Source organism: Pseudomonas sp. PA-6-3C (assembly GCF_021605825.1).
GTDB lineage: Bacteria > Pseudomonadota > Gammaproteobacteria > Pseudomonadales > Pseudomonadaceae > Aquipseudomonas > Aquipseudomonas edaphica.
Genome location: NZ_WKDV01000010.1, coordinates 105564 through 125479 on the forward strand (window position 1 = coordinate 105564; position 19916 = coordinate 125479).

The following is a 19916-nucleotide window of genomic DNA, read 5'->3' on the forward strand; positions in this document are numbered from 1 at the left end:
TGGGAACGCGTTGAAGAGCTGTGTCAGGCGGGTGCCCCAGACGGGGCAGGCGGATCGCCACAATCCTTAGTCGGCGGCCGAGACAAAGTCTTTAGGCGTTACGCGAAAGTGTCATCTTCGCCAAAAGAAAAACCCCAACCGGGTAACCGGTTGGGGCTTTTTGTGGGGCGTTCAGAGCGCTCAGGCTTTCTTGCGACTCGCCAGCGCTGTGACCGCGTAGCCAATACAGGCTGCCAGGATCGACCCGGTGAGGATGCCCATTCGATCCTCACCCGCGAACTCACTGGCGCCCGGCACAAAGGCCAGGGAGCCGACAAACAGGCTCATGGTGAAGCCGATGCCGCACAAGATGGCCACTCCCAGCACCTGGCCCCAATTGGCGCCGCTGGGCAGGGTGGCGATTCCGGTCTTGATGGCCAGCCAAGTGAGGCCGAACACGCCGATGGTCTTGCCGATCAGCAGGCCGGCAGCGATGCCCATGGGCACGTGGTGAGTGAAGCTGTCCAGGGTAACCCCGGTCAGCGACACGCCAGCGTTGGCGAAGGCGAACAACGGCAGGATAGCGTAGGCCACCCAAGGGTGCAGGGCGTGCTCCAGAGTCAGCAGTGGCGAGGGTTCGGCATTTTTGGTGCGCAGTGGAATGCAGAACGCCAAGGTTACCCCGGCCAGGGTGGCGTGCACGCCACTCTTAAGCACGCAGACCCACAGGATCAGGCCGATGATCATATACGGGCCGAGCTTGACCACGCCCAGGCGGTTCATCGCGATCAAGGCGACCAGGCACGTGGCCGCGCCCGCCAAGGCTGCATTCGACAGTTCGGCGGAGTAGAACACCGCGATGACGATGATAGCGCCCAGGTCATCAATGATGGCCAGGGTCATCAGGAACAGCTTCAGTGACACCGGTACACGCTTGCCGAGCAGGGCCAGGACGCCGAGTGCAAAAGCGATATCGGTGGCCATCGGGATTGCCCAGCCGGCAAGTGCGGCGGGGTTGTCCTTGTTCAGTGCCCAATAGATCAAAGCCGGCACCACCATGCCGCCAATCGCGGCCGCCCCCGGCAGTACCACTTGCGATGGCTTGGACAGGTGGCCGTCGAGCAACTCGCGTTTGACCTCCAGGCCGATCAGGAGGAAGAACAGCGCCATCAGGCCATCGTTGATCCACAGCAGCGCTGGCTTGGCGATTTTCAGCGCGCCAACCTGCGCCACCACCGGCGTATCGAGGAAGGCGCCGTAGAGGTGGGATAGTGGTGAGTTATTGATGATCAGCGCCAAAGCGGCAGCGGCGATCAATAACAGACCGCTGGCGGCCTCCAGCTGGAAGAAACGGGTGAAAGTGCTACGCAGAGGCAAGGGATGCTCTCCAATAAGGTTCAATAGGTGGGTACCCTAACCCGTACTGTTAGTTGTTAAAACAAAAGTTATATTCTTATTTGTTATAAGAGAGGGTCAGGATTGGTCTTGCGTCAAAGCTTAGCAATTGTGTGTCTAATTGAGTCGTCACTGTATCTGTGTGGCGTGTAGGAAAGCCCCTAAAATCGGGACTGAAACCCTTAGAGACTCACCTCATGAACGACCACCGTACCTGGGCTCGCGAAGCCATCCGTGTCATCGAAGCGGACTTCCAGCGCAGCGCCGACACGCACCTCATCCCTCTTCCATTGCCGGGGCTGCCGGGTATCGAGTTGTACTTCAAGGACGAGTCCAGCCACCCCACTGGCAGCCTCAAGCATCGGCTGGCGCGTTCGCTGTTCCTTTATGCGCTGTGTAATGGCTGGCTCAAGCCGGGTGCGCCGGTGATCGAAGCGTCCAGTGGGTCTACTGCGGTGTCGGAGGCGTACTTTGCGCGTTTGCTTGACCTGCCGTTTATCGCGGTGATGCCGGCCACCACGTCCCAGGCGAAGATCGACCAGATTGCCTTCTATGGTGGCAAGAGCCATCTGGTAAAGGATCCGACGCAGATCTACGCCGAGTCCGAACGTTTGGCGAAGGAAAGTGGCGGTCACTTCATGGACCAGTTCACCTACGCCGAGCGCGCGACGGACTGGCGGGCAAACAACAACATCGCTGAGTCGATTTTCCAGCAGATGCGTTTTGAGCATTACCCGGAGCCGAGCTGGTTGATTTCCAGCCCCGGCACCGGTGGCACCACGGCGACCCTGGGCCGCTACGTGCGTTATCGCCAGCATTGCACCCGCGTGCTGTGTGCCGATGCCGAGCGTTCGGTGTTTTTTGACTACTACCAGACGGGCGATGCCAGTTTGCGTCTGGAGTGCGGTTCACGCATCGAAGGGATCGGCCGGCCACGCGTCGAGGCTTCGTTTTTACCCCAGGTGATTGATGCGATGGTCAAGGTGCCGGATGCGCTGTCATTGGCAGCCATGCATTACCTGGCCGAGCGGTTGGGGCGGCGGGTGGGTGGTTCCAGCGGGACTAACCTGATCGGCGCTTTGGTCGCGGCGCTGCAGATGAAAGCGGCGGGGGAGTCGGGGTCGATCGTGGCGATCTTGTGTGATGGGGGCGAGCGGTATGCGAACACATACTACGATCAGGCTTGGTTGGCGGAGCAGGGGTATGAGCTTGGCGGCTTGATTGCAGCCGTTGCGGCCAGTGTAGAGAAGGGTGAGCCGTTGCCTGCCAGCGTCCTGCGCGCCAATATCTGACACGCCCCATCAACTAATGTGGGAGCTGGCTTGCCTGCGAAAGCGGAGTGTCAGTCGCCGAATTTATCGACTGAACCACCGCCATCGCAGGCAAGCCAGCTCCCACATTTGATACGGGTTGGCTGTAATAGTGCTTAAGCTTCTATACCCAGCATATCCCGCGCCAACGCCTCGGCAATCCGAATTCCGTCAACACCCGCCGACAGGATGCCACCGGCGTAACCTGCGCCTTCACCGGCCGGGAACAAACCTTTTACGTTCAGGCTCTGCATCGACTCGTTACGGGTAATGCGCAGTGGCGACGAGGTGCGGGTCTCAATACCGGTCAGTACCGCATCGTGCAGCGAGTAACCTTTGATCTGTTTCTCGAACGCCGGCAGCGCTTCACGAATCGCCTCAATGGCGAAGTCCGGCAATGCCAGCGCCAGGTCGCCCAGGGCCACCCCCGGCTTGTAGGACGGTTCCACACTGCCAATGGCGGTGGACGGCTTACCAGCGATGAAATCACCCACCAGCTGCGCCGGCGCCTCGTAGTTGCTGCCGCCGAGGATGTAGGCGTGAGACTCCAGGCGCTCCTGCAACTCGATACCGGCCAGCGGTCCGCCTGGGTAATCCACCTCAGGCGTGATGCCGACCACGATGCCGGAGTTGGCGTTGCGCTCGTTGCGTGAATATTGGCTCATGCCATTGGTGACCACGCGGTTCGGCTCGGAAGTCGCCGCCACCACGGTGCCGCCCGGGCACATGCAGAAGCTGTAGACCGAACGGCCGTTCTTGGCGTGGTGTACCAGTTTGTAGTCGGCGGCGCCCAGTTTCGGGTGCCCGGCGTATTTGCCCAGGCGCGCTGCGTCGATCAGTGACTGCGGGTGTTCGATACGGAAGCCCACCGAGAATGGTTTGGCCTCCATGTACACGCCACGGCCGTGCAGCATACGGAAGGTGTCGCGGGCGCTGTGGCCCAGGGCCAGAATCACGTGCTTGGAGAGGATCTGCTCGCCGCCGTCGACGACCACGCCGTTCAACTGGCCATCTTCGATCAGCACATCAGTGACGCGCTGCTCAAAACGCACTTCACCACCGAGAGCGATGATCTGCTCGCGCATGTTTTCCACCACGCCGGTCAGGCGGAAGGTGCCAATGTGCGGCTTGCTGACGTAGAGGATTTCTTCCGGCGCGCCGGCCTTGACGAACTCGTGCAGCACTTTGCGACCGTGGAACTTCGGGTCTTTGATCTGGCTGTAGAGTTTGCCGTCGGAAAAGGTCCCGGCACCGCCTTCGCCAAATTGCACATTGGACTCGGGGTTGAGCACGCTTTTGCGCCACAGGCCCCAAGTGTCTTTGGTGCGCTGGCGCACTTCCTTGCCGCGTTCGAGGATGATCGGCTTGAAGCCCATCTGCGCAAGCAACAGCCCGGCGAAAATGCCGCAGGGGCCGAAACCCACCACGATCGGCCGTTCAACCAAGCCTTGCGGCGCCTGGCCCACCACTTTGTAGCTGACGTCCGGTGCCGGGTTGATGTTGCGGTCATCGGCGAACTTGAGCAGCAGGGCGGCCTCGCCCTTTACGTTCAGATCGATGGTGTAGATGAAGCACAGCTCCGACGATTTCTTGCGCGCGTCGTAGCTGCGTTTGAACAGGGTGAAGTCGAGCAGGTCATCACTGGCGATGCCCAGGCGCTGCACGATGGCAGGCCGCAGGTCTTCTTCGGGATGGTCGATGGGCAGCTTGAGTTCGGTGATTCGTAACATGACAGGATCCGGTGGGCGGCGGGCTTCGATGCCGGCTGTTTTGCAAACCGGCGATTATAAGCCCCAAAGGCTGATTCTCGTCATGTTAAAACAGCCCAAGGCTGAATCAGTCGTCCCGCGAGCCGCCGAATGATGCACAACCGCGCTGGACCTGGCCATTGACCCGCAACTCGGCGGTCATGTGTTGCAAGCTCCCGCTGACGGCATCGATGCAGCGTTGTGGGGCTACCCACAGTTCGATGTGCTGGTTATTGGCTTCGGTCATCAGGTTGAAACGGCCGTCACCCAGTTGCTCTTCGACAAAAGGCACCGCCAGTGGCGGCTGGCCTTCGCGCTCCAGCACCATGCCTTTGCCGGTAACGTTCATCGCCCAGGCCGGTTTATGGCCATTGGCCCGCAGAATCATGCGTTTGAAGTCCGGGTCGTTACAGGCCGAGGTCGAGCGTTCTACACGATACAGTTGTTGCAGGTCGACCGAACCCTGGGTGCCGCTGGCCACCCCGGAAAACTTGCCGCGTAAATCGGCAAACAGCACGCCTTGCTGGCCGGCCAGGGACGCGGCTTCCTGCAAGACGCTGGTGCCGCCGGTGTCATTGACCACGTAGTTGCGTTTGTCGCCGCACGGCTGGAACAGCAGCTTGTCGCCCACTGCCGTGAGCTCACCCTGCATGCGGGTCAGCCCGACGGTAGACGGTTTGGCCGGCTCGCTCTCGAACATCTGGCAAGCGGTGAAGAGGGGCAGCAGGGCAAACAGAGCAAGGGTACGGGCGGCGCGCATTATTGGGTCTCCAAACTAGTGCCGCCACGTTACGCAGGCTCGCACCGCACCACAAGCCCGTTCGCCGGGTTCAGGCGATTCTGACAGACATCATATTTCAGCCAACGATGAAGGTCTGACCAGTCTGTAAGCCTTCGACGCTTTTCGCGTAGGCCAGTGCTACATCGGCACCCGAAGCCGGTTTGAAACCGCGGAAGTACGGCGCGTAGCTGCCCATGGCTTCGAGCAAGACGGTCGGGCTCACCGAGTTGATGCGCAAGCCGCGCGGCAATTCGATCGCCGCCGCCTTGACGAAGGCATCCAATGCGCCGTTGACCAATGCGGCAGAGGCGCCGGTGCGGATCGGATCGCGGTTCAGGATGCCGCTGGTAAAGGTGAACGAGGCACCGTCGTTGGCGTAGTCGCGGCCGATCAGCAGCAGGTTGACCTGGCCCATCAACTTGTCCCGCAGTCCCAGTTCAAAGTCGACTTCGCTCATCTCACCCAGTGCCACAAAATTCACACTGCCTGCCGCGCAGACCAACGCGTCGAACTTGCCGGTCTGCTCGAACAGTTTGCGGATCGATGCGCTGTCGCTGATATCCACCTGGAAGTCGCCGCCGCTGCGGCCGATGCTGATCACCTCGTGACGCTGCGCCAGTTCCGCCTTGACCGCTGAGCCGACCGTGCCGCTGGCACCAATCAATAGGATTTTCATCGTGCTGTTCCTCCGGGGATTAAGTGAGGTTTCAGTCTAGGATGGCTTTTTAAGTGGATAAACGCGCTAATAGGCAACCTTTGGTTTTCAGTTGGAAACAATCTATGAGCGAAATGGATGACCTGGCGGCCTTTGCCGTGCTGATCGAGGCGGGCAGTTTTACCCTGGCGGCGGAGCAATTGGGCTGCAGCAAGGGCCAATTGTCCAAGCGCATCAGCCAATTGGAAGCGCAGTTTTCGGTGGTGTTATTGCACCGTACCACTCGCAAGCTCAGCCTGACCGCCGCCGGTGCGGCGTTGTTGCCCCAGGCTCAGGCGCTGGTGGCCCAGGTGGAGCGCGCCCGTCAGGCGTTGGCGCGGCTCAAGGACGATCTGGCTGGCCCAGTGCGTATGACGGTTCCGGTGTCGCTGGGGGAAACCTTCTTCGATGGCTTGTTGCTGGAGTTCACCCAGCAATACCCGCAGGTTCAGATCGAGCTGGAACTGAACAACAGCTACCGCGACCTGGCGCGTGATGGCTTCGATTTGGGCGTGCGCATGGGGGCGATGGATAACGAGCGGCTGGTGGCCAAGCCACTGTTGGCCTGGCATGAAATGACCTGCGCCAGCCCGGCCTACCTTGCGCAGCATGGCGAACCGCTGACGCCTGCGGATCTGGCCGCGCACACCTGTCTGCTCAACAGCCATTACAGCGGGCGTGAGGAGTGGTTGTACCACCAGCAACATGAACTGCTGCGGGTGCGGGTCAGCGGTACCTTCGCTTCCAACCACTACAACCTGTTGAAAAAAGCCGCCTTGGTGGGCGCCGGCATCGCCCGCCTGCCGTCCTACGTGTTACCGGCAGAACTGGCCGACGGGCGCTTGCGCTGGCTGCTGCGTGATTATCAAACGCGCAGCATGCCGATGTACCTGGTTCATCCTTATCAAGGTGGCCTGCCGCGCCGAACCCAAGTGTTGGCCGACTACTTGGTGGACTGGTTCAGACGCAGCGGCGAAACCCTGGATCGCCTTCAGCGGTAACGGCGCGCGATCAGGTGATCAATCGACAGGCAACCTGGGCCTTTGGCCACCAACAGCAGCAGTAACGCGATCCAGGTGCCATGGGTGGGGTAGGCCTCGGGGTAGACGAACAGTTGAATGGTCAAGGTCATGCCGATCAGCGCCAGGGCCGAGAAGCGCGTGGCAAAGCCCACCAGGATCAGTACCGGGAAAAAGTGTTCGGCAAATGCTGCCATGTGCGCGGCCACTTCCGGTGACAGCAAGGGCACGTGGTACTCGCTGCGAAACAGCGGCAGGGTTGAAGCGGCAAGCTTGGGTTCGCCCAATTGGAAGGTGCCGTTGATGATATCAATCGCAAAGCCTTCGACTTTGGTCTGGCCGGACTTCCAGAACACCGCCGCAATGGAAAACCGTGCGAGAAATGCGATCAGGCTGTAGGGGATTTTTTCGAACAGCGCGATGGTCCGTTTTACCAGGCAAGTAGGGGAAGTGTTCATGGCGATTCCTTTTGTTCTGTGTGCAAATGAATGATGGCGTCGTGGCTGATCAGCAGTGTCAGGCAATGGTTGAGGTCGAATTCGGCTGATGCTTCAAGCGCGTGCTCTACCGCCATTTCCAGGCCTGATCCCTGGTCAAGGCTGTTGATAAACGCCACCGAACCGCTGTCGATGGCGAAGACCTTGACCGCCAAGCCCTGGCGTAACACCAGTGCACTTTGGGCGTACCAAGGGTTCAAGGTGGCAATGGTGCCTTCGGTCTGGTGCGCGGCCCATACCGCAACCACGGCGTAGGGTGAATTCAAGGTGGCCAGGGACGGATGCAGGTGCAGGCTTAGCTGCCCCAGGTCGGTCGGCCCTTGCAGTTGTTCAAGGATGGCCTGCTGATTCAGTGGCTGGCGGTCCGCGGCGTGATAAGCACGCACCCGCAGGCGTTCCAGGCGTGCGACGTCCGCCAGGTAAGGCACGCTCGCAGCCGGTTCGAACGCCTGGATGAACGCGGCAAACGTGCTGCCGTAATCGCTGATCAACGGGCTGTCGGGCGGGCTGGCTTGCACGTACAGGCTGGCCATCGCGCGAAAAAATTCATCGCCAACCAATTGCAGCGTTACCGGATAAGCGGCGGCGAGCGCGTTGATCAGCGAGCTGTGGACATTGTTTCGATACACCGCGAAACGGCTGGCCGGGTCGGCGCCGTTGCTGCTGAACAATCCGTCGGGGCAGGCCTGATCGGCGTCGAGCAAGGCGCCGGCAAATGCAGCTTGATCGCTCATGGCTTCAATACCTTCGCCTGTGACAGATGCCAGTCGGCGTGTTGGGCTTCGGCGTGTAACACGCTGAAGGCGGGCACCTGGTTGTCCCGCTCGATCAGCGTGGCCACCGGGCCGGTGTACTTGAGCACCTGTTCATAGAGCTGCCACACCGCGTTATCGATGGGCGCGCCATGGTCATCGATCAGCAGGCGGTCGCCCAGGCTGTCGGTGTCTTCGGCAAAGCCGGCCAGATGAATCTCACCGACGGCCTTCAGCGGTAGCGCATTGATGTAGGCCAGTGGATCGCGCTGATGATTGATGCACGACACATAGACGTTGTTGACGTCCAGCAACAGCCCGCAACCGGTGCGCCGGATGACCTCGCTGATGAAGTCCGTCTCGTCCAGGGTCGAGCGTTGGAACTGCAGGTACGTCGAGGGGTTCTCCAGCAGCATCGGCCGCTTGAGGGTGCTTTGTACCTGATCGATGTGCTCGCACACCCGGTCCAGGGTCGCGGCGTCGTAGGCAAGCGGCAGCAAGTCATTGAGGAACACCGGGCCGTGGCTGGACCAGGCCAGGTGTTCAGAGAAAGAGTGGGGTTGATAGCGTTCGATCAGCGTGGCCAACCGTGCCAGGTGCTCACGATTAAGCGGGCCTTCGCCGCCGATGGACAGACCCACGCCATGCAATGACAGTGGGTACTGTTCGCGTATCAAACCCAGGTAGTGATGAAACGGGCCGCCGGCGACCATGTAGTTTTCGGCGTGAACTTCAAAAAAACCGATATCGGGCGAGGTCTCGAGCACTTCAAGAAAGTGCTCGTTCTTCAGCCCCAGCCCGGCCCGGTAAGGGAGGCCGGGCACCTGAGCCGGTGAGACCGTGTGCTGGGGTAAAAGCGTCATCATCAGTACTCAGGTTTTGCAGGGTTTCAGGACTTGGCGGTGAAGGCTGCTTCCTGGCCGAAACCGGTCGGCGAGGTGGCGCTTGGGGTCTTTGCGCAAGTGCCGGCTGGGACCAGTTTCCAGGCGTTGGCCTGGTCTTTGACTTTCGAGGTACCGGCGCAGGTAGTACCGGCGCCTGCAGCGCAATCGTTCTTGCCGGCTTCGGCGACACCAAAGCACTTGTCCATTTTCGCTTCGTCAGCGTGGGCCATGTTGGTCAGGGCGGAAAAGCTCAGGGCCGAACCCAGGGCCAGAACGAGGGTAGCGGCGGACAGCGAACGGGATTTAGTAGTCATGGTGTAACTCCAGCAGTGAGGTTGGGTAAGGAAGCGTTTTTGCTTGCTTACCCCTCTAGAGTTGGGGCATCAGGCTGCGTTACAGCAGGTGATAAATAAATTTTCGAGGCCGAGCAAATGGCGCCGTGAGTCTTAGTGTTCGCAAGCCCCGTATGCGCTTGCTGTAGGATCAAGCAATGCCTGGCACTGGGCGAATGTGCGCAAGACCAATAAGGAGCGTTGGCTGTGAAGAACCGCTTTGCAGATTTTTTCATCAGCAGAAATTTCTCATTCCTGTGGCTGGGGCAAGCCCTCTCATCGTTTGGCGAGTTCGTTTTCGAGAGCACCGTCATTGTGTGGCTGGTGACTGACCTGTTTCACGACAGTGCGTTCTTGCCGACGGCCGTAGGCCTGGCAGTGGCGGCTTCGGCTATACCGCGTGTATGGGTGGCCCCACTGGCCGGGGCTTGGGTCGATCGGATGGCCCCGCTGTACGTGATGATCGCGGGGGATGGGATTCGGGTGCTCAACTTCCTGATCTTTTTCGTGATCTATTCACTGGCCGGGTTGGACCCGATGCAAGTGTTCGTCGGCGTTCTGCTGTTGTTGTTGGTGAACAGCACGGCCGCACAGTTTTTCAACCCGTCGCGCCAGGCGATAATGCAAGTGGTCATCCCTACGGCTCGACGCGTTGAGGCATCGGCCAAGGCAATGTTTTCCCTGACGGGTATTTCAGTGTTGTCGGCGTCCCTTGGGCCGGCCTTATTTGTCTGGGTTGGCCCCGCCCTGGCACTGCTGATAAATGTGCTGGCTTTTGCCTGTTCGGCCCTGTGCATCGCGTTTACCCAGGGCCTGCGCCGGACCTTGCTGGCCGAGCAACAACGGCTGCCCTTTTGGCGTGGAGTGCTCGCAGGGCTGCGGTTTTCCTGGGGGCACGCCTCGATCAGGACGTTGTTGATCGGTGTCGCGTTGTACGGGTTTTCCCTGGGGGTCAATAACGTCGCGTTGTCCTTGTATGCATTCAAAACCCTGGGCTTGAGCCCTTATGAATACGGCCTGATTCTCGCGGCGTTCCCTGTCGGCGGGTTGGTTGCTGCCGTGCTGGTCCGGCCGCTGTTGAAGTCATTGAGCACGCGCCAGGCCTTTACCTTTGCGTTACTGTGCATGGGGTTCAGTTACCTGGCGTATTCGCTGCATCCGCCGTTTTACCTGGCCTGGGCGCTGATGTTCAGTTGTGGGTTGTTCTTCTCGGTGTTTGCGATTGTGCAAGGGCCGATGCTTCAGGAAGCCGTGCCTGAAGGCTACATGGGGCGTGTGTCCGCAACGGTCACGCCGGTACTGGCCATCGCCTCGTTGACCGGTACGCTGGTGTGTTCTCAGACATTGAATAGGGCAGAGCGCGTCATCGCCTATTTCGACGCGCCGCTGGATGTGTACGGCGCGTATATCTTCCTGGCGGCGGGCTTGTTGCTATTGGGCGGGGCATTGATGCTGGCCGGCCAGCGCGCGGGCAAGGGGGAGTTGGTCGCGACGCTTTGAACCGCGATAAAAAAACGGCCCGAAGGCCGTTTTTTTGTTACCTCAATGGCTCAGCCACCGAGATAGGCTTCACGCACCTTCGGATCCGTGAGCAATTGCTCCCCGGTGCCCTGCATCACCACCCGGCCGTTTTCCAGCACGTAGGCGCGGTCGGCGATTTTCAGCGCCTGGTTGGCGTTCTGCTCCACCAGGAATACCGTCACACCGTCCTTGCGCAGTTGTTCGATGATATCGAAGATCTGCTGGATGATGATCGGTGCCAGGCCCAGTGAAGGCTCGTCGAGCAGCAACAGCTTGGGCTTGCTCATCAGCGCCCGGCCGATGGCGAGCATTTGCTGCTCGCCGCCGGACATGGTGCCGCCGCGCTGGCTGAAGCGTTCCTTGAGCCGTGGGAACAGGTGCAGCACCTTGTCCATCTGCTCCTGATAATCGCCCTTATCGGTGAAGAACCCGCCCATGGCCAGGTTCTCTTCCACCGTCAGGCGCGAGAACACACGACGGCCTTCGGGCACAACGGCAATGCTCTTGCGCATGATCTCGGAGGAAGCCTGGCCCACCAGTTCTTCACCCATGTAGCGGATGCTGCCGCTATGGGCCTGCGGTGAACCGCACAGGGTCATCAGCAAGGTCGACTTGCCGGCACCGTTGGCGCCGATCAGCGTGACGATTTCACCTTGGCGCACTTCCACGTTGACGCTGTGCAGCGCCTGGATCTTGCCGTAGAAAGTGGAAACGTTTTCGAATTGCAGCATTTTACGCTTCCCCCAAATAGGCTTTGATCACTTCCGGGTTGTCGCGGATCTGCTCCGGCGTACCGTTGGCCAATGGCGTGCCCTGGTTGATCACCACGATGTGGTCGGAAATGCTCATGACCAGTTTCATATCGTGTTCGATCAACAGCACCGTGGCGTTGTTTTCCTCACGCAGCACCGTGATCAGCGCCTTGAGGTCTTCGGTTTCCTTGGGGTTCAGGCCGGCGGCCGGTTCGTCGAGCATCAGGATCCGCGGGCGGGTCATCATGCAGCGAGCGATTTCCAGTCGGCGTTGTTGGCCGTAAGCCAGGGTGCCGGCCGGGCGGTTGGCAAACTCGGTGAGGTTGACCTTGTCCAGCCAGTACGCCGCGTATTCCATGGCCTCGCGCTCGCTCTTGCGGAACGCCGGGGTCTTGAACAGGCCAGCAAAGAAGTTGGTGTTCAAGTGCCGGTGCTGGGCGATCAACAGGTTTTCGACCGCCGTCATGTCCTTGAACAAGCGCACGTTCTGGAAGGTACGCACCACGCCCTTGCGGGCGATCTCGTGACCGGCCAAGCCCTGGATGGGTTGGCCATCCAGCAGGATGCTGCCACCGCTCGGCTTGTAGAAGCCGGTAAGGCAGTTGAACACCGTGGTCTTGCCGGCGCCGTTCGGGCCGATCAGCGCCACAACCTGTTTCTCTTTGACGGTCAGGGCCACGCCGTTGACCGCGAGCAAGCCGCCAAAACGCATGCTCAAGTTTTCGACTTTCAGGATCTCGCGGCTCATTTGCGCAGCTCCATGTGTGGGCGTTGCATCGGCAGCAGACCTTGAGGACGCCAGATCATCATCAGTACCATCATGGCGCCGAACATCAACATGCGGTATTCGCTGAACTCACGCATCATTTCCGGCAGCAGGATCATCACGATCGCCGCCAGGATCACGCCCAGCTGCGAGCCCATGCCACCCAGTACCACGATGGCGAGAATGATCGCCGACTCGATAAAGGTGAACGACTCCGGGGTCACCAGGCCTTGGCGCGCGGCGAAGAAGCTGCCGGCGAAACCGGCGAAGGTTGCCCCCAGGGTGAATGCCGAGAGTTTGATGACGGTCGGGTTCATGCCTAATGCACGGCAGGCGATTTCATCTTCGCGCAACGCTTCCCACGCGCGGCCGATCGGCATGCGCAGCAGGCGGTTGATCACGAACAGTGCCGCCAATGCCAGCAACAACGCCACCAGGTACAGGAACACCACTTTGCTCACCGGGTTGTAGTCGATCCCGAAGTATTCGTGGAAGGTCTGCATGCCTTCGGCTGCGGTGCGGTCGAACGACAGCCCGAAGAACGTCGGTTTGGGGATGCTGCTGATGCCGTTGGGGCCACCTGTGATATCGGTGAGGTTCCGCAGGAACAGCCGGATGATTTCACCGAAGCCCAGGGTCACGATCGCCAGATAGTCACCGCGCAGGCGCAGCACCGGGAAACCCAGCAGGAAGCCGAACGTGGCCGCCGCCATGCCGGCCAGTGGCAGGCAGATCCAGAAGCCCCAGCCCAGGTAGTGCGAGAGCAGCGCGTAGGTGTAGGCACCCACGGCATAGAAACCCACATAACCGAGGTCGAGCAGGCCGGCCAGGCCGACTACGATGTTCAGGCCCAGGCCCAGCAACACGTAGATCAGGATCAGGGTGGCAATGTCGACGGCGCCGCGCGAGCCGAAGAACGGCCAGATCAACGCGGCCACGATCAGCCCGATGATGATGTAGCGCTGGGTACGCGGCAGGGTCAGGAATTGGCTGACCTTGGGCGACACCAACGGGCCACGGTTGCCCTTGAAAAACGCACCGACCTGCTGGGTGAACAGCACGCGCAGGAACATCAGCACCGAGCACAGGGCGATGATGGTCAGGGTCACGGGACCGGTGCCATGCACTTCCAGGTTGATGCCGACAATGCTCAGCTTGAGGCCGAGTACCGGAAAGGCCACGGCCCAGACCAGCAAGGCGCTGAAAAACGCCGATTTAAGATATCTGCTCATACTTTCTCAACCTCCGGACGGCCCAGGATGCCGGTCGGGCGGAACAACAGCACCAGAACCAACAGGCCGAACGCCACGACGTCCTTGTACTGGTCGCCGAACACGTCGGCGCCAAAGGCTTCAGCCACACCCAGCACCAGCCCGCCGAGCATCGCGCCCGGAATACTGCCGATACCGCCCAAGACCGCTGCGGTAAAAGCCTTGAGGCCTACCAGGAAACCGGCGTTGGGGTTGATCACGCCGTACTGCATGCTCAGCAGCACCGCCGCAATGGCTGCGAGTGCGGCACCGATCACGAAGGTCAGGGCGATGATGTTGTTGGTGTTGATGCCCAACAGGTTGGCCATCTTGATGTCTTCGGCGCAGGCCCGGCAGGCGCGCCCCAGACGGGAGCGGGAAATGAACAGGGTCAGGCCGAGCATTGCCACCAGGGTGACGACGAAAACCAGCACCTGCATGTACGAAATCAGCACTTCTTGTGCGCCACCTGGGCCGAAGGAGAAGCTCCCCGGAATCAGGTTGGGAATGGACTTATCCTTGGAGTCCTGGGACAGCAATACAGTGTTCTGCAGGAAAATCGACATGCCGATGGCGGAAATCAGCGGGATCAAACGGTTGCTGCCACGCAAGGGGCGGTAGGCGACGCGCTCGATACTGTAGCCATAAGCACTGGTCACGACGATCGATGCCAGGAACGCAGCGGTCATCAACAGCGGCAGGGAATGGATACCCAGCATGGCCAGCCCGGCAAGGGCGATGAAGGCCACGTAGGAACCAATCATGTACACCTCGCCATGGGCGAAGTTGATCATTCCAATGATGCCGTAAACCATTGTGTAGCCAATGGCTATCAAGGCATAGGTGCTGCCAACGGTCATGCCGTTAACCAGCGTTTGGAAAAAATGATAGATCTCAGGCATTACAGCGCTCCTAAAAACCCGATACGCATTTCACTGGTGGAGTCATTTCCGGCTCGGTGCCCTGCTCTGTGATCAGGTTGCACGAAGCGTTTGCCAGCGAACCGCTGGTGACGGTTTTAAGATTTTCAGGTGAGCCAGCGCCCGGATCGCGGGTGACATGGCCCATAAACCTCGTAAAACAAAGCCCACTGCTCTCACAGTGGGCTTGTTGGACCAGTAACGCCTGGCTTACTGAGGGGAAACTTCGGTTTTTGGTTTACCGAAGTGCCATTCGTAGACCACGAATTTGAAGTCCTTCAGGTCGCCCTTGGCGTCGAAGCTCAGGTCGCCAGTTGGGGTCTTGAAGGTGCCGGCGTGGATAGCAGCAGCCACTTTGGCGGTGTCTTCGCTTTTCGCGGCGGCGATACCGCCGGCGATCACTTCAACGGCCGAGTAGGCCGGGAACACGAACGGACCGGTTGGGTCCTGCTTGTTCTTGGTGAACTCTTCAACGATGGCCTTGTTGGCCGGGTCGGTGTCGAAGGATTTCGGCAGGGTAACCAGCAGGCCTTCGGAAGCGCCCTGGGCGATTTGCGAGATGGAGTCGTTACCCACACCTTCTGGGCCCATGAACTTGGCGTTCACGCCTTTTTCCTTGGCCTGGCGCAGGATCAAGCCCAGCTCTGGGTGGTAGCCGCCGTAGTAGACGAAGTCGACGTTGGCTTGCTTGAGCTTCTGGATCAGCGAGCCGAAGTCTTTGTCGCCAGCGTTGATGCCTTCGAACAGGGCGACTTTCACGCCTTTCTTCTCGAGGGTCTGCTTGACGGCGGTGGCGATGCCTTCACCGTACTGCTGTTTGTCGTGGATAACAGCAACGACTTTCGGCTTCACGTGGTCGGCAATGTAGTTACCGGCCGCTGGGCCTTGGGCGCTGTCCAGGCCGATGGTACGGAACACCAGCTTGTAGCCACGGGAAGTGATTTCCGGGCTGGTAGCCGCCGGGGTGATCATGATCACGCCTTCGTCTTCATAGATGTCGGACGCTGGCTGAGTGGAGCTGGAGCAGAGGTGACCGACCACGAACTTGACGCCGTCGTTGACCACTTTGTTCGCTACGGCAACGGCTTGTTTTGGATCGCACGCATCGTCGTATTCTTTCGCTTCAAGCATTTTGCCGTCGACACCGCCCTTGGCGTTGATGTCAGCGATTGCCTGCTTGGCACCCATGAATTGCATGTCGCCGTATTGCGTCACTGGACCTGTCTTAGGCCCGGCGATACCGATCTTGATGGTGTCGGCTGCGAACGAATGGCCGGCAACCCCAGCCAGGACCATAGCGGCAAACAGTTTGGAAATCTGCTTAGTAGCCTTATTCATAGTGCTCCACTCTTACTGTTGTATTTTTTATAGTTCTAGCGGCCTTGTGAGCTGCAGAACCGGATCAGATATCGCGGATATCCCCCGGCATTGCCCTGGCAACTGTACCGGTACAGTGTAGAGCGCCGGTTCATCGCTTGAAAAGCTGGCTGCTGGGGGCAAACCTTGGGTGTGTCGCTTTAATGAAAGAAAAAGACAGAATTGCGGCGGGCTTATGCCAGAGTTTCGGGCAATCCTTGGCTTTCCTGACACTTTCGTTCGGTGCCTCATTTGCAACTGGGTTTTTCTGCCTGACGCCTGACGCTATGATTGCGCCGATTTTTTCTTCAGGTGAATTCCCATGACGCAAGAACCTAGCACCCTCTATGCCAAGCTGCTCGGTGAAACCGCCGAAATTTCCTGGAAGGAGCTTGAACCGTTCTTTGCCAAGGGTGCCCTATTGTGGGTCGACGCTGGCCTGGATTTGATCGAAGCGGCCGAAGGAATGGCCGAGGATAACCGCGACAAAGTCGCTGGTTGGCTGGCCGCAGGGAGCCTTGGCGAAGTGTCTGCGACGCGGGCGTTGGACTTGGTTGAGCGTGATCCGAGCCTGTGGGCGGTCGTGGTTTCGCCGTGGATTCTGATCCAGGAAAGGGCGGCGCAAGAAAGGCTCGCACTATAAAGGTGCGCGTTTTCTTGCCGAGCAAGTGTGTAGCCGAGTAACCGCTGGCGCCGTGATGGCATCTTGCCGTAGAGAAAGGTCACAGGTGACGGTGACGTAAGCGTCACGGGAACAGTTTTAAAGTGGGCGGAACATCGGGGGAATTGTTTCCGGGTGTGGCAAAGCCAGATCATTCCCACGCTCCGCGTGGGAATGCATCCGGCGACGCTCTGCGTCACGAAGAGCGGACGCAGAGCGTCCAAGGCGGCATTCCCACGCAGAGCGTGGGAACGATCAACCCTGACTTTTCAAGAGGAGTACCCGGCGTACTCCGATGATTCGGCCGCTCGTCGGCGTTCATCCAAGTAGATGATGGCTAAATCCCAAAGATACGACGTCATCGAATGGGCCTGACAATCGACGGCGGGCCGATGCGGCCTGCACCAGGGTCCTTCGGCGCGATGGCGTCCTTATTGCCCTCGATGCTGAACGGGTAGAGTGGGTTGCGCATCTGGATGCCCTGGATCACACCCACCACATCGCTCAAAGGCACCGCCGGGCTCAGCAGGTAACCCTGGATAAAGTCGCAGCCGTGCTTGAGCAGCAGTTCAAATTGCGCCTGGGTTTCAACGCCTTCGGTGACCACCTGCAAGTGCAGGGTGTGGGCCATGCCGATGATCGCCTGGACGATCTCGACATCGGCGGTGGACTTGGGAATGTCCTGGATAAACGACCGGTCTATCTTCAGGGTATTGAGCGGCAGGCGCTTGAGGTAGGCCAGGGATGAATAACCGGTGCCGAAATCATCAATGGCCAGCGAAACGCCCAGGGCGCGGATCTGGCGCAACAGTGCCAGGGTGCTGCTGATATTGCCCATCAGCGCGTTTTCGGTGACTTCCAGTTCCAGGCGGCTGGCGGCGATCCCGGCAAAACGCAGGGCGGCTTCGATCTCATCGGCTAGCTCGTCACGGGCCAGGTTCAAGGCCGAGCAGTTCACGGCCATGGTCAGCTCGGTGTAACCGCGGTCAGACAGCAGGCTCAAATCGTGACAGGCCTGACGCAATACCCAGTGGTCGAGTTCGGCAATCAACCCGTTGTTTTCGGCGATGCCGATAAACCGGTCCGGGGCCAGCAGCCCATGTTGCGGATGTTGCCAGCGCACCAGTGCTTCCAGGCGGGTGACCTTGCCCAGCTTCATGTCGAAGATCGGCTGGTAGAACAGCACCAATTCATTGCGGCCGCGCAACGCAGCGCGCAATTGCTCCTCCAGTTGCAGCTCGAGGAAGGCGCGGGTTTTAAGGTTGGAGCTGAAGAAGTTCAAGCTGTTGCGACCGGAATCCTTGGACTGGTACAGCGCCAGGTCAGCGGTTTTAAGCAACTCTTCGCAGGTCAGTCCGTCATCGGGGAACAGGCTGATGCCAATGCTGGTGGTCATCACCATGCGCCGGCCGGCCAGTTCGATTGGTTCTTTCATCTTATGCATGATGCGCTGGGCCAGGTGCCGCGCTTCGTCGCGATGGTGAATGTTGATCAGGATGCAGAACTCGTCGCCGCCAAACCGCGCGACCACATCGCTATGGCTGCGCACCGACCCCTTGATATGCCCGGCCAGTACGGTGAGCAGTTGGTCGCCGGCATCGTGGCCGAGGCTGTCATTGATGCGCTTGAAGTGGTCGATATCGAGGAAGATCACCGCCATCATGCCGTGGCCGGCGGTTTTTTCGGCGACCTTCTCGGCAAAGATCTGGTTGAAGCCGCGACGGTTGAGCAGGCTGGTCAGCGCATCGAAGTGCGCCACTTGTTGCAGCGAGGCACGGGCTTGGTCCAGCTCACTGAGCAGGGCGTTGACCCGGCGCAGGTCACGCTCCTTGTGCTGCAGTTTTTTGTCGGCGAGGGCGGCGCTGACGCTGCTGCCAATCACCAGCAGGGTGATCACGGCCACCGACAGGCCCAGTTGAATCGGGTTGTTATCCAGTGGCAACGACAGGTCAGCGCCGGCCGGTACCAGCATCCGCATGGCCGCCATGCCGGTGAAGTGCATGCTAAGGATGCCGGCGCCCAGCACCAGGCTGGCGGCGTACTTGAGCAGTTGATGAAACACGCCGGCGCCGGTGCGCAGGTAGCTCGACAGCAACAGCGCGGCCAGGCTGGCGCCGATGGCAATCGCCACGGAGGCCATGAACAGGTCGGTCTCGAAGTACACATCGGCCTGGGAGCGCATGGCCGACATGCCCACGTAATGCATCAGCGCGATACCCAGGCCCATCCATACCGACGCCAGCAGGTATTGATGGAATCGCAGATGGGTATGACTCAGGGTTTGCATGGCGAACAGTGAAGCGATCAAGGCGATCACCAGCGAGGCGAACGTCATGATCAATTCATAATGAATGGCGATAGGTGCCTGGAAGGCCAACATGCTGATGAAGTGCGTCGACCAGATGCCACCCGCCAGGCAACCCGCTCCCAGCCAACGCCAATGACGGCGGGCGGTAGGGTCTTCGACATGGCCGACGCGCTCAGCCATGTCCAGCGTGCCGAAGCCGGCCGCGCAAGCAACCAGATACGCCAGTAGCACCAGAAAAGGGTTATGACTGCAATTGAGTAATAAGTGCCCGTTCTCTGGCAGGTCGGTAAAAAAATGCAGACCCAGCCATTCCATAGCAAGCCCCGTCATAGCGTCACGTCACAGCCAACGGCGATGACCTATGAAGTCGAGTATAGAAGCCGCGCAGGATTTTCCATGGATAATGGCACTTTGCTTTCAACCATTTTGGCATGCCTGCCATAGCGTTTGATGCTAAGCGCTGATCGGCAGGTCCAGTTCAAAAGGTGCTTCTAATGGCGGCAGGCCAAAGGCGGCGCGAGCGGTATCGCAGTCGACGTTCTGCTCGCCCTGGCTCCACGACGCATCGAACTCTCGGCAGGGGCTTGAGCGTTGTTCATAGATGGTGCAACGGGTGCCCTTGCCTACCTCACCCTCGAGGCTGCAACACCTGGCGGGTTTCTGGTCGGTACCAATCATCGCCACGCGTGTGGGGTTGATCTGCACCACCAGGTCATCGGGCACCGTGCCGCCCGATGAGGCGCACTCGCCCCAGAAGAAAGACACGCGAAAGTGTGAACAGCAGGCACCGCAACTCAGACACGGACTGGCTTCGGACATGGGCGTCATCGATAAGAAAAGTAGGATGTGGGTGTTACGGAAGGCTCGCCATTCTATCCGTGCCATGGCGGTTGGGAAGGGGGGCGCGAACTTATATTTTCGTAGGGAAAGTCCCGTCGCTGCGGGTGAAATCATGCCCTATCAGCTTTACGAATCATTACAGACAAGCGTG

Annotated in this window: 20 protein-coding genes; 5 read left to right on the top strand and 15 right to left on the bottom strand. The window is 59.7% G+C overall.

Translation table 11 applies throughout. The annotated features are described in order from the left end of the window. Nucleotides 1-180: 180 nt before the first annotated feature. Nucleotides 181-1356 carry a Na+/H+ antiporter NhaA gene (nhaA, locus tag GIW48_RS09445; RefSeq protein WP_138454015.1) on the bottom strand — a complete coding sequence of 392 codons (1176 nt, stop codon included), beginning with the start codon at nucleotides 1354-1356 and terminating at the stop codon, nucleotides 181-183. A 215-nt stretch (nucleotides 1357-1571) separates the two neighbouring features. Here nhaA and GIW48_RS09450 point away from each other — a divergent pair, with 215 nt between their 5' ends. Next, the gene (locus GIW48_RS09450) at nucleotides 1572-2666 is read left to right on the top strand and encodes a PLP-dependent cysteine synthase family protein (RefSeq protein ID WP_017137200.1); all 1095 of its coding nucleotides are present in this window, start codon (nucleotides 1572-1574) and stop codon (nucleotides 2664-2666) included. A 134-nt stretch (nucleotides 2667-2800) separates the two neighbouring features. Here GIW48_RS09450 and GIW48_RS09455 read toward each other — a convergent pair whose 3' ends face one another. The 3 genes from GIW48_RS09455 to GIW48_RS09465 form a co-directional block, all read right to left on the bottom strand. Then, nucleotides 2801-4414, bottom strand: coding sequence for an NAD(P)/FAD-dependent oxidoreductase (locus GIW48_RS09455; protein ID WP_236446415.1), 1614 nt, complete (start codon nucleotides 4412-4414; stop codon nucleotides 2801-2803). Between the two features lie 106 nt (nucleotides 4415-4520). Beyond that, nucleotides 4521-5192, bottom strand: a complete 672-nt coding sequence (locus tag GIW48_RS09460) for a COG3650 family protein (protein ID WP_236460221.1) — start codon at nucleotides 5190-5192, stop codon at nucleotides 4521-4523. Nucleotides 5193-5289: 97 nt separating this feature from the next. Next, nucleotides 5290-5889: a short chain dehydrogenase gene (locus GIW48_RS09465; RefSeq protein WP_236460222.1), complete on the bottom strand. Its 600-nt coding sequence runs from the start codon at nucleotides 5887-5889 to the stop codon at nucleotides 5290-5292. A 104-nt stretch (nucleotides 5890-5993) separates the two neighbouring features. On the opposite strand from GIW48_RS09465, the gene GIW48_RS09470 reads away from it, so the two are divergent. Then, nucleotides 5994-6908, top strand: coding sequence for a LysR family transcriptional regulator (locus tag GIW48_RS09470; RefSeq protein ID WP_099548581.1), 915 nt, complete (start codon nucleotides 5994-5996; stop codon nucleotides 6906-6908). On the opposite strand, the gene GIW48_RS09475 is transcribed toward GIW48_RS09470, so the two are convergent. The 4 genes from GIW48_RS09475 to GIW48_RS09490 are packed head-to-tail and all read right to left on the bottom strand — an operon-like array spanning nucleotide 6899 to nucleotide 9373. After that, on the bottom strand, nucleotides 6899-7384 hold the full coding sequence (locus tag GIW48_RS09475; protein WP_017137204.1) for a DoxX family protein: 486 nt from the start codon (nucleotides 7382-7384) through the stop codon (nucleotides 6899-6901). The genes GIW48_RS09470 and GIW48_RS09475 overlap by 10 nt on opposite strands. Continuing rightward, nucleotides 7381-8157 (bottom strand): HvfC/BufC N-terminal domain-containing protein, encoded by a 777-nt coding sequence (locus tag GIW48_RS09480; RefSeq protein WP_017137205.1) that lies wholly within the window; start codon nucleotides 8155-8157, stop codon nucleotides 7381-7383. The genes GIW48_RS09475 and GIW48_RS09480 overlap by 4 nt, the downstream gene beginning before the upstream one ends. Then, on the bottom strand, nucleotides 8154-9041 hold the full coding sequence (bufB, locus tag GIW48_RS09485; protein WP_236446413.1) for an MNIO family bufferin maturase: 888 nt from the start codon (nucleotides 9039-9041) through the stop codon (nucleotides 8154-8156). The genes GIW48_RS09480 and bufB overlap by 4 nt, the downstream gene beginning before the upstream one ends. Nucleotides 9042-9064: 23 nt before the next feature. After that, nucleotides 9065-9373 carry a BufA1 family periplasmic bufferin-type metallophore gene (locus GIW48_RS09490; RefSeq protein WP_017137207.1) on the bottom strand — a complete coding sequence of 103 codons (309 nt, stop codon included), beginning with the start codon at nucleotides 9371-9373 and terminating at the stop codon, nucleotides 9065-9067. Nucleotides 9374-9598: 225 nt separating this feature from the next. Here GIW48_RS09490 and GIW48_RS09495 point away from each other — a divergent pair, with 225 nt between their 5' ends. Then, on the top strand, nucleotides 9599-10891 hold the full coding sequence (locus GIW48_RS09495; RefSeq protein ID WP_236460224.1) for an MFS transporter: 1293 nt from the start codon (nucleotides 9599-9601) through the stop codon (nucleotides 10889-10891). Between the two features lie 50 nt (nucleotides 10892-10941). Here GIW48_RS09495 and GIW48_RS09500 read toward each other — a convergent pair whose 3' ends face one another. The 5 genes from GIW48_RS09500 to GIW48_RS09520 all read right to left on the bottom strand — a co-directional run bounded on the left by GIW48_RS09500 (nucleotide 10942) and on the right by GIW48_RS09520 (nucleotide 15938). Continuing rightward, nucleotides 10942-11643, bottom strand: coding sequence for an ABC transporter ATP-binding protein (locus GIW48_RS09500; RefSeq protein WP_017137209.1), 702 nt, complete (start codon nucleotides 11641-11643; stop codon nucleotides 10942-10944). Nucleotide 11644: 1 nt separating this feature from the next. Further along, nucleotides 11645-12412 carry a high-affinity branched-chain amino acid ABC transporter ATP-binding protein LivG gene (gene livG, locus GIW48_RS09505; protein WP_017137210.1) on the bottom strand — a complete coding sequence of 256 codons (768 nt, stop codon included), beginning with the start codon at nucleotides 12410-12412 and terminating at the stop codon, nucleotides 11645-11647. Then, the gene (locus tag GIW48_RS09510) at nucleotides 12409-13662 is read right to left on the bottom strand and encodes a high-affinity branched-chain amino acid ABC transporter permease LivM (RefSeq protein ID WP_099548585.1); all 1254 of its coding nucleotides are present in this window, start codon (nucleotides 13660-13662) and stop codon (nucleotides 12409-12411) included. The genes livG and GIW48_RS09510 overlap by 4 nt, the downstream gene beginning before the upstream one ends. Beyond that, nucleotides 13659-14582 (bottom strand): high-affinity branched-chain amino acid ABC transporter permease LivH, encoded by a 924-nt coding sequence (gene livH, locus GIW48_RS09515; RefSeq protein WP_017137212.1) that lies wholly within the window; start codon nucleotides 14580-14582, stop codon nucleotides 13659-13661. The genes GIW48_RS09510 and livH overlap by 4 nt, the downstream gene beginning before the upstream one ends. 228 nt (nucleotides 14583-14810) lie before the next feature. After that, a complete protein-coding gene (locus GIW48_RS09520; RefSeq protein WP_017137213.1) occupies nucleotides 14811-15938 on the bottom strand; it encodes a branched-chain amino acid ABC transporter substrate-binding protein in 1128 nt (375 codons plus the stop codon). Between the two features lie 137 nt (nucleotides 15939-16075). Between GIW48_RS09520 and GIW48_RS09525 the strand changes: the two genes are divergently transcribed. Both GIW48_RS09525 and GIW48_RS09530 read left to right on the top strand, forming a co-directional pair. Beyond that, on the top strand, nucleotides 16076-16282 hold the full coding sequence (locus GIW48_RS09525; protein ID WP_138453093.1) for a hypothetical protein: 207 nt from the start codon (nucleotides 16076-16078) through the stop codon (nucleotides 16280-16282). Continuing rightward, nucleotides 16279-16599, top strand: a complete 321-nt coding sequence (locus GIW48_RS09530) for a DUF2288 domain-containing protein (RefSeq protein WP_017137214.1) — start codon at nucleotides 16279-16281, stop codon at nucleotides 16597-16599. The genes GIW48_RS09525 and GIW48_RS09530 overlap by 4 nt, the downstream gene beginning before the upstream one ends. A gap of 376 nt (nucleotides 16600-16975) precedes the next feature. On the opposite strand, the gene GIW48_RS09535 is transcribed toward GIW48_RS09530, so the two are convergent. Together GIW48_RS09535 and GIW48_RS09540 are read right to left on the bottom strand one after the other, a co-directional pair. Beyond that, a complete protein-coding gene (locus GIW48_RS09535; RefSeq protein WP_236460225.1) occupies nucleotides 16976-19240 on the bottom strand; it encodes a putative bifunctional diguanylate cyclase/phosphodiesterase in 2265 nt (754 codons plus the stop codon). Nucleotides 19241-19378: 138 nt separating this feature from the next. Further along, on the bottom strand, nucleotides 19379-19744 hold the full coding sequence (locus GIW48_RS09540; RefSeq protein WP_099548587.1) for a YkgJ family cysteine cluster protein: 366 nt from the start codon (nucleotides 19742-19744) through the stop codon (nucleotides 19379-19381). Nucleotides 19745-19916 lie beyond the last annotated feature (172 nt).